The 9,467-nt window shown below is 66.3% G+C and carries 7 protein-coding genes and 1 other RNA gene; 7 read left to right on the plus strand and 1 reads right to left on the minus strand.

All coding sequences use genetic code 11. The features are described from left to right. Nucleotides 1-397: 397 nt before the first annotated feature. Entirely contained in the window at nt 398-1,318 is a 921-nt protein-coding gene (gene galU, locus Q7T26_02720) for a UTP--glucose-1-phosphate uridylyltransferase GalU (protein MDO8531070.1), read from the minus strand. Nucleotides 1,319-1,424: 106 nt separating this feature from the next. On the opposite strand from galU, the gene ffs reads away from it, so the two are divergent. The 7 genes from ffs to Q7T26_02755 all read left to right on the plus strand — a co-directional run. Then, nucleotides 1,425-1,687, plus strand: an RNA gene (ffs, locus tag Q7T26_02725) — signal recognition particle sRNA large type. 174 nt (nt 1,688-1,861) lie between these two features. Then, the gene (gene rsmA / locus Q7T26_02730; protein ID MDO8531071.1) at nt 1,862-2,767 is read left to right on the plus strand and encodes a 16S rRNA (adenine(1518)-N(6)/adenine(1519)-N(6))-dimethyltransferase RsmA; all 906 of its coding nucleotides are present in this window, start codon (nt 1,862-1,864) and stop codon (nt 2,765-2,767) included. A 2-nt stretch (nt 2,768-2,769) separates the two neighbouring features. Next, complete coding sequence (gene ispE / locus Q7T26_02735) at nt 2,770-3,687, plus strand: 4-(cytidine 5'-diphospho)-2-C-methyl-D-erythritol kinase (GenBank protein MDO8531072.1); 918 nt, start codon at nt 2,770-2,772, stop codon at nt 3,685-3,687. Nucleotides 3,688-3,724: 37 nt separating this feature from the next. Next, nucleotides 3,725-4,138 (plus strand): hypothetical protein, encoded by a 414-nt coding sequence (locus Q7T26_02740; protein ID MDO8531073.1) that lies wholly within the window; start codon nt 3,725-3,727, stop codon nt 4,136-4,138. A gap of 124 nt (nt 4,139-4,262) precedes the next feature. Next, complete coding sequence (locus tag Q7T26_02745) at nt 4,263-6,023, plus strand: ABC transporter substrate-binding protein (protein ID MDO8531074.1); 1,761 nt, start codon at nt 4,263-4,265, stop codon at nt 6,021-6,023. 159 nt (nt 6,024-6,182) lie between these two features. Then, nucleotides 6,183-6,884 (plus strand): PHP domain-containing protein, encoded by a 702-nt coding sequence (locus Q7T26_02750; GenBank protein MDO8531075.1) that lies wholly within the window; start codon nt 6,183-6,185, stop codon nt 6,882-6,884. 10 nt (nt 6,885-6,894) lie between these two features. Continuing rightward, nucleotides 6,895-9,467: exonuclease domain-containing protein (locus Q7T26_02755; GenBank protein ID MDO8531076.1), on the plus strand; the 2,573-nt coding region annotated here is incomplete at its 3' end.

The following is a 9,467-nucleotide window of genomic DNA, read 5'->3' on the forward strand; positions in this document are numbered from 1 at the left end:
TCCAATCGACGCTATAAGGAACCATTCTCTGTTGAGAAGTCACTAGCCATCATTAGGGAAGGGAGGGGGAGCCACTTTGATCCGGATGTGGTGGATGCTTTCTTCGCCATCCAGGACGAGATACTTTCTATCAAGGAGCAATATGCTGAACATAAGCAATAGGCCTTTGACATTCCTGAACTGAAAGTCCTGCTGTAGCAATACAATCGTGATGAATTGCATAAAGAGCCAAAAGTATCAGAGGTTGAGCGCAAAGTCAGAGGACTCGTGACCTGCTCCCATCTTTAGGTCAGCCCCACGTCAGAGAACTGGCCAAGAGGCGGCTCATCCCAGCGTTGCCGATGGAGCGGGAGTGGAATCCGAATCTGCGGCCCGTCGGACTGCTGGCGCCGTAGCTCTACCGCCGCCGACGTGGGGCCGCCTTTGCCTTGCCCTTTGTGGCGGTGGGCGCGTCCAGAGGCAGGTCCCGGAGGTACTGCCGGAGGGCAGGCCCGATGTCCGCGCGTTTGAGGGCGAACTCCACCGACGCCTTGATAAGTCCAAGGGGCGTGCCCGCGTCATACCGAGTGCCCTCGAACTCATAGGCGTAGACGGACTGCCGCTTGAGGAGCATCTGGAGGGCGTCGGTAAGCTGGATTTCGCCCTTCTTGCCCGGCGGCACCTGCTCCAGACACTCGAAAATCTCCGGCGTCAGGATATACCGCCCAACGATTCCGATATTGGACGGGGCTTCCTCTATAGATGGCTTCTCGATCAGGCGAAGGATTTGCGACAGGCGTGGCTCCAGGGGTTTGGGCTCCACGATGCCGTACGAGGGAATTTGGTCCGTGGGCACGCGCTCCACGCCGACGACGCTTCCGCCGACGCGCTCGAAGACGCGGAGCATCTGCTTGAGCGCCGGCTCCTGGCTGTCAATGATGTCGTCCGGAAGAAGGACGGCGAAAGGCTCGTGGCCCACCAGTCCGCGGGCGGTGAGCACGGCGTGGCCAAGGCCCAACTGCTCTTTCTGGCGGATGTAGTAGAAGTCCGCCAGGTCGGAGATGCGGCGCACCTCTTCCAAAAGGCGGGTGCTCTTCTGCTGGGCAAGGGCGCTCTCAAGCTCGAACGAGCGGTCAAAGTGGTCCTCAATGGCGCGCTTGCCCGCCGCCGTGACCACGATGATCTGCGTGATGCCCGCGGCCACCGCCTCTTCGACGACGTACTGGATCATGGGCTTGTCCACGATGGGCAGCGTCTCTTTGGGTTGGGCCTTGGTGGCCGGGAGGAAGCGGGTGCCCCAGCCCGCGGCGGTGACGACGGCCTTACGGACAGCAGTCATGGGACGCTCCTTGCGGAAAAATGGGCTGCGCGCGGGCAACAGGGCTATTGTAGCGGAGGGCGGCGCGCATTGACAAGAAATCGTAGGTGTCTTAGCATAAGTCTGGCCGTGCTAGGCGGGGAGATAGCGGTGCCCTGTACCCGCAATCCGCTACAGCGGGGTTGAATTCCCCTCAGAGGGCCGGTCTACTAGCCTCCACCTGCACTGCGTGGCGTTGAGGGCCGGGCCCTGCGCGGCAGAGAGCTATGAACCCCGCCAGATCCGGAAGGAAGCAACGGTAAATAGTTACCTCTGAGCGCCGCAGGAACTCCTGGTCTGAGCCGGGCGGTGCGGGCGCGCGGGTGGGCCGGGACGACGAGGGGTGCACGGCCATTTTTATCCTTCAGTATGCCAACACGTCGCTCCAGGACGGAGTCATTTTCGGCTCTGATTTCCCCGGCCCGCGGCCAGCGGTCGGGCCGCGGGAGTTCGAGTCGCCGCCCATCAGGGAGAGCGTCCGTCCCAAGATACCGCGGGAGAATGCCATGCGTGTACTCAAGCTCCATGTCTAGGCGCTCGCCGGGCCAGGTGCGCGCGGCCTCTGTCCGGCGGACGGCGCGCCCCCGGAAAGGCTTGGCGCAGCACTTTCTGACGGACCACGGAGCGCTGGCCCGCATCGTGGATGCGGCAGAGCTTGGCCCTGACGACATTGTCATTGAGGTCGGCCCTGGCCGCGGCGTCCTGACCCGCGCCCTGGCCGCGCGCGTGCGGCGCGTCATCGCCGTAGAGCTGGACGCAGCGCTATGCCGCGAGCTGGAGCGAGAGATGGCGGCTCTGGGCAACGTGACGATTGTCCAGGGCGACATCCTCGGCACGGACGTGGTCGCGCTGCTGTCGCCATCGGGCGGGCCGCCGCCGCCATCGGGCGGGCCGCCGCCGCCCTACAAGGTGGTGGCCAACATTCCGTACTACATCACGGGCGCTATTCTGCGCTTCTTCTTGGAGGCCGCGCGCCGACCGTCCCGTCTGGTCCTGCTTGTGCAGAAAGAGGTCGCGCAGAGCGTGGTCGCCGGTCCGGGGGAGATGAGCGTGATAGGGGTGAGCGTGCAGCTCTACGGGAGCCCTCGGATTATGGGGTACGTGCCCGCGGAGGCGTTCCGTCCGCCGCCCAAGGTGGACTCCGCCATCCTGCGGATTGACGTGTACGTCAAGCCTGCCGCGGGAGTCCGTGACACGGAGGCGTTCTTCCGCATCGTCCGGGCCGGGTTCAGCAGTCGCCGCAAGCAGATACGGAACGCGCTGGCGAACGGACTGCGCGTGGACGTGGGCCTGGCGGGCCGCTGGCTTGTGGAGGCGGGGCTGGACCCCACGCGCCGACCGCAGATGCTGCTGGTCGAGGAGTGGGCGCGCCTGACAGACGTGGTGCGGCGCCATCAGGGCGACCAGCCGGCGCCGAACGCAACGCCGTAGCCTTGGGTACGCGAGTGAACGGGCCAGCGCCATGCCGGAGGGTTGTCTGCGCCGCCTGCGCCAAGATCAACCTGACCCTGGAGGTGCTGGGGCGTCGCCCGGACGGCTACCACGAGGTGCGCACCGTGCTTCAAGCTATTGACCTGCGGGATACGCTGGCCGCGGAGGCCTCGGACGACCTGACGCTAACCTGCGATCGCAAGGAGTTGGAGGGGTCGGACAACCTGGCTCTCCGCGCGGCGCATCTGCTGCGACAGGCGGCGGGCGTAAGGGCCGGGGCGCACCTGACTCTGCACAAGCGTATTCCGGTGGCGGCGGGCCTGGGCGGTGGCTCGGCGGACGCGGTGGCGGCCCTGCGCGCGCTCGACTGTTTGTGGGGCCTGGGCTGGCCGGTGGAACGGCTGGCGTCGCTGGCGGAGCGCCTCGGCTCGGACGTGCCCTTCTTCTTATATGGAGGGACGGCCCTGGGCGAAGGTCGCGGCGAGCGGCTTACACCTCTGCCTGCGTTGCCGCCTCACTGGGTGGTGGTCGCCGTTCCGGCGGCGACTATGGAGGGCAAGACGGCCACGCTGTATGCCCGGCTGACGGCGGAAGACCGGAGCACGGGCCAGGCGACAGCCCTTCTGACGCAGTGGCTGCGCGCCGGGGCGACAGGGGAGATGCCGCGGCTGTATAACGCTTTCTGGCGTCACGCCTTTAACACGTTCCCGGGCGTCGGCGACGCCTGGCGCGCGTTCATGGACGCGGGGGCGTACTCCGTTCACCTGTCGGGCGCGGGGCCGGCGTTGTTCGCGCTGGAGCCGGACGAGGCCGAGGCGCGGCGTATTCAGGGGCGCCTCCGCGCGGCTGGCCTCGTAGCCGAGGTCTGCCGCACGATGGACCGGTTGGAGCCGTGCCTGGAGCAGCGGGGCGCGACATAACAGGCACGGCGACAAACGCCGCTGGACGGAGGGATGCGTGGCGGATGTCCTCGCGGGAGCCCTTGCGGGGATGGTGATGGGGGTGCTTTCCCTGGCGCCCATGACCATACTGGTGTCAGAGGTGGTCCTGGGGGCTCCCACCCTGCGTCGGAGAGTGCAGGCGGGCGTTTCCCTCACCCTGTTGACGCTTGCCGCCACCGCCACCGTCGCGGCGGTGTGGGCCATCGTGGGGGCGTTCCTGGGCCTGGCGTATGGCTGGGTGTTCAGGCATGTCCCCGGCCCCGGACTTCTCAGCCCCAACGTATTCTTCACCCTGCTCATGTGCCTGGCTGCGCCCGTCTTACCCCTGGTCGTGATCGCCGTCACGCGGCGATGGACGTGGTCGAGCATCGTGCTCGGCGCGCTGTTCGCGGGGACGTTCGGCTGGCTCCTGCCCTACTTGGCGCAATAACAGGAAGTGCTCTGGTCCACGAGAGCACGGCAGGCAGTCGCCATTGACAGGATGACCTCTGGCCGGTACTCTAGGGCATATCCCTTACAATCTGAAGAGTCAAGGTCAGACCAGGAGGTTTCAGATGACCACGAGACGTTCCATTGGCGTATTCCTATCCGTGGTGGCTGTTGCCGTGATGGTGTTCGCGGCGTGCGCCCCCACTGCCGCGCCCGCACCGGCCGCACCCGCCGCGCCCGTCGCGCCCGTCGCGCCTTCGGCGCCCACGACGGCGCCGCGCCCGACGGCCACCATACCGTCATTACCGCCGACTCCAGCCCCGCCCAGCGCGCAGCCGACCCCCGTCCCAACCAGGGCGGCTCCGAGTGACCAGCCTAAACCCGGCGGACGGCTGATCCTCATGGCGTCGGACAACACCGCGACGCTGGACGCCCAGCAGGAAGTCGGCGTCACCACCTACACTATCACGGGGCCTGCGTACGAACGCCTGGTGCAGTTCGACCCGCGGACGGGCGACAAGATCGTCGGCGATATGGCGGAGAGCTGGTCCGTCTCGTCCGACGGAAAGGTGTACACGTTCAAAGTCCGGCAGGGCGTCAAGTTCCACAACGGCGACCCTATGACGGCGGATGACATTCTGTTCGACCTGCAGCGAATCATTGACCCTCCGGCTGGCGTCAACAGCAAGGCGAAGCCGTTGCTGTTGCCGGCTCTGGACAAGATTCAGAAGATAGATGACAGCACAGTCGAGCTGCGCCTGAAGTTCCCCCTGGCCCCCACGCTGGCGGCGCTGACTGTGGACTCCAGCGTCATCTATTCGAAGAAGCTCGTCCAGGCCAAGGGCGACATGAAGACCGACATCATGGGGACCGGCCCCTTTAAGATGGAGTCCTACACCCCGTCCGTCGGCGCGGAGTTGGTGAAGTTCTCCGACTTTTACATCAAGGGGATGCCTTATCTGGACAGGATTAGCATCCGCATAGTCCCCGACTCCGCGACACGTGTGGCGGCGCTCCGCTCCGGCCAGGTTCACCTGACCGCGCGCGGGTTTACGCCTCTTTCCCCCGGAGACAGGGACCTGGTCAGGGGCAGCGTTCCCACAATGAAGTTCTATCCCTCTCAGACGCCACTCGCGCCGACGTTGTTCATGAACGTACGGCGCCCGCCCTTCAGCGATCCGCGTGTGCGCCAGGCCGTCAGCCTGGCATTGGACCGGGACGCGGCTGTCAAGGTAATCGCGGAAGGCGAAGGCCAGATAGGCACTATCCTGTTCTACGCGGGATGGGGCGTCCCGCTCGACCAGATCAAGACTTGGCCGGGATTCCGTCCGCAAAAGGACCAGGATATCGCGGCGGCGAAGAAGCTCATGGCGGATGCCGGCTATCCCAACGGCTTTGACCTGGACCTCCTGTCCCGCACCAACCGGATCACGCGCATAGGCGCGACATTCATGACCGACCAGTTGCAGAAGGTCGGCATCCGCGCCCAGGTCAAGGTGCAGGAGGACGGCATCTTCTTCGATGCGGGCCGCAAGGGTATTCACCAGGCGATGGTATACACGCCCGCGTACAGCACACCCGACCCGGGATGGCTCGTCGCCAACTATCTGAGCCCCGGCGGCAGCCTGAACTTCTCCGGCAATGACAGCGACCAGCGCATCATTGACCTCAACAAGGCGCAGCTCAGCGCCGTTGACGAGAACGCGCGAAAGAAGATCATCGCCGAGACGGAGGAGTACGCGCTGCGTGAGCAGGTCATTCAGATACCCATGGTGTGGCCGTACACGTTCATCGCGGTCGCTCCGCAGGTGCGCGGCTATGTTCTGGGTGTGAACGACTACGTGAACAACGGGAACATATTCCAGCAGATGTGGCTGGACAAGTAGTCGGAACCCGGCGAGAGACTGTGTTTGGATCGCCTCGGCGGGGGACGTGTTCCCCCGCCGAGGCTTTGTAGCGCGGCGACGTAAGGTGGGAGATATGCTCCTCTGAACGCGGGTACAATAGGATACGAGAGCGTAAAGCATTGCAACGGCGTTGGGGCCATGCTTATTGACCTGCACGTCCATACATTGAAGAGCGCGGACAGCTCTTTGTCACCGGAGGAGATGGTCCGAGAGGCCAAGCGGATTGGACTGGACGGCGTATGCCTCACGGAGCATGGGGGAGGCTGGGACAGGCACGACTTCGAGCGGCTGGCGAGCCGTTACGATATGCTCCTCATCCCGGCCTTGGAAGTGGATACGGATATGGGGCACATCGCCGTCTTTGGCGCGGACGGTTACACGCCGGGCATGTCCAAGGCAAGGGACCTCCGGCGCATCGTGGATGCGTCGGGCGGGTTCATGGTGGTTACGCACCCCTTCCGTCGCATGTTCGACAGGACGGCGGGACGGAACTTCCTCTTCCCCGACGCCGACGGCCAGACGATGACCGCCCGGCAGGCCGCGGAGCACCCGGTCTTTCAGCTCGTGGACGACGTTGAAGTAGGGAACGGCGCGAACACGCTGCGGGAGAACGACCTTGCGCGTGAGGTGGCGGACGCGCTGGGCAAGAGAGGCACGGGCGGCAGCGACGCTCATTCCACGCACGGGCTTGGCTGCTTTGTGACGTCCTTCGAGCGCAATGTCCGCTGCGTCGCGGAGCTCGTCGAGGAGCTGCGCGCGGGCCGCTACACGCCCGCGCAAGGTCTGTTGCAGGGGAAGCTGCGGCCTCTGACCACGGACGGCCACAAGGCTCTCGCGTAAGACCCCTTCTGTGACCACATTGCTCTCCCCTCAGGGCGGTTCCCTGGGCGATACCTACGTCGCCCTGGACCTGGAGACCACCGGCCTCTCGTCAGAGCGGGATGAGATCATTGAGGTCGGCGCTGTCCGCTACCAGGGAGGGCGGGAGGCCGCCACCCTCAGCACCCTGGTCAACCCTCGTCGCGCCATCCCCACGGGCGTGCGCGTGCTGACGGGCATACGGCAGGAGGATGTGGACGCCGCCCCGAACTTCGACGCAGTGGCGTCGAATCTGCAGGCGTTCATCGGGATGGCGCCCGTTGTGGGGCACAACGTCAGTTTTGACCTGGCGTTCCTCGCGCGGAAGGGGCTGCGGCCCTCCGGCCCCGCGTACGACACCCTCGACCTGGCCGCGCTTGTCATGCCTCGCCTGCCGGAATACTCGCTGGTCGCCCTGTCGCGGCGTCTGGATGCCGTCCACGACCGTCCGCACCGCGCCCTGTCCGACGCGCAGGCCACGATGGAGGTCTTCCTCTCGCTGGTCTCGCGCGCGCTGTTGCTGGACGTGGGCATCCTGGGAGAGGTGGCCCGCCTGGCCCAAAGGGCGGGCTGGCCGCTGGAAAGCCTGTTCAGGGCGATGGAGCGTTGGAAGACGCGGACGGAGTTGTTCAGCGGCGTGGGGCCGGAGGGCTTCGACGTCCGCGCGCTGGCGGGCCGGCTTGAATCCGAGGAGGACCTGAGCGCCGCCGCGTCGCGGCAGCCGCTGGAGGCTGAGGCGCTGGCCGCCCACCTGACCTCGGATGGCGCGTTCGCCCACGCCTTTCCCGTCTTTGAGCACCGGAACGAGCAGGTCCAGATGCTGGAAAAGGTCGTCCGTGCGTTCAACGACGGCGGCCAGCTTCTTGTCGAGGCGGGCACGGGAACGGGCAAGTCCGTGGCATACCTGCTGCCCGCCATCATGTACGCGCTGAAGAACGGCGTCCCCGTGGTGGTCTCCACCAACACGATTAATCTTCAGGCCCAGTTGGTGGACAAGGACATCCCCGCCGTGCTGAAGGGCCTGGGCCAGGCGGGAGTGGACACATCCGGCTTTCGCTTTCTGTCTCTCAAGGGCCGCGGTAACTACCTGTGCCTGGAGCGCTGGGCGGGGCTGCGGCGGAGTCCGGCCATGACGCCGGGGCAGGCGCGGCTGGTGGCCAAGGCGCTGGTGTGGCTCCAGGAGACGGAGAGCGGCGATAGGGGCGAACTGTTCCTGGCGCCGGCGGAGTCCCAGGCGTGGCCGGCGGTCTCCGCGCAGGGCGACGACCTGGCTGCGGGCCGGTGCACGCTGGCGCGCAAGGGCCTGTGCTTTGTGCAGGCGGCGCGGAAGCGGGCGGAGGGCGCGCACGTGATCGTGGTGAACCACGCGCTGCTCCTCGCGGACGCGGCGCGTGGCGGCGGCCTGCTGCCGAAGTATCGCCACCTGGTGATTGACGAGGCGCATCATCTGGAGGGCGTGGCGACGGAGGCTCTTGGGTTCCGGGTGTCGGAGCAGGACCTGGCCGATCTGGTGGGCCGCGCCGCCGACGACGGCGGGGTGGCGGACCGCCTGGCGATGGCGATGCGGGCGGGCCACATGTCGGCCCAGATGCGCTCCGGCATTGAGGGTCGCGCCGCCGGTCTGCGGCAGGCGGTGGAGAGCGTCCGAAGCCGCATGCCGGGCCTGTTCAATGCGCTGGGCGCGTTCGTGGAGCATCACGCCGAGGGGAGCGGTGGCTACGACCGCACGCTGCGGCTCACGTCGTCCGCCCGCGGCGAGCTGGACTGGTCGCGCATTGAGGGCCAGTGGGAGGACGTGGACTTGACGCTGACGGAGGTGGAGAAGCGGCTGGCGGAGCTGTGCGCGGCGATGGAGAATGTGTCTGATGAGGCGCTGCCGGGAGGCGACGCGCTGCGGCTGGACGCGGACACCGTGCGCCAGGGCATCTTCGATGCGAGGGAGCGGCTGAAGGTGGCCCTGGTGAATCCCGACCAGGAGACCGTTTACTGGCTGGTCCAGGAGGGCCGAGATGGCGGGGTGGCCCTTCGCGCGGCGCCGCTGCACGTGGGCAAGCTGCTGCAGGAGAAGCTCTTCGCCGGCAAGGAGACGGTGGTGCTGACCAGCGCCACGCTGAGCACGCAGAAGACATTCGGCTACATCAAGGAGCGTCTCAGTTTGCCCGACGCCGACGAGCTGCTCCTGGGATCGCCCTTCGACTTCAAGCGCGCCGCGCTGGTGTACGTGCCCACGGACATGCCTGAGCCGGCGCAGCCCGGCTACGCGCAAGCCCTCGCGGAAACGCTGGCGGACGTCTGCAGCGCCACGGGGGGCTACACGCTCGCCCTGTTCACGTCCCACGCGGCTATGCGGAGCGCCCGCAACATCCTGCAGGGTCGATTGGAGCAGCAGGGCATTCCGGTGCTGAGCCAGGGAATGGACGGCTCCCCGAAGCACCTGCTGGCCGCCTTCAAGGCCAACCCGCGCATGGTGCTCCTGGGTACGGCGAGCTTCTGGGAGGGCGTGGACATCGGCGGCGAGCCGTTACGATATGCTCCTCATCCCGGCCTTGGAAGTGGATACGGATA

The organism is Dehalococcoidia bacterium, assembly GCA_030648205.1.
Lineage (GTDB): Bacteria > Chloroflexota > Dehalococcoidia > JAUSIH01 > JAUSIH01 > JAUSIH01.

Bases quoted from the DNA above. Each gene is read 5' to 3' on its own strand.
- galU (MDO8531070.1), bottom strand. From the start codon at position 1,318: ATGACTGCTGTCCGTAAGGCCGTCGTCACCGCCGCGGGCTGGGGCACC.
- Q7T26_02750 (MDO8531075.1), top strand. From the start codon at position 6,183: ATGCTTATTGACCTGCACGTCCATACATTGAAGAGCGCGGACAGCTCT.
- Q7T26_02745 (MDO8531074.1), top strand. From the start codon at position 4,263: ATGACCACGAGACGTTCCATTGGCGTATTCCTATCCGTGGTGGCTGTT.
- rsmA (MDO8531071.1), top strand. From the start codon at position 1,862: ATGTCTAGGCGCTCGCCGGGCCAGGTGCGCGCGGCCTCTGTCCGGCGG.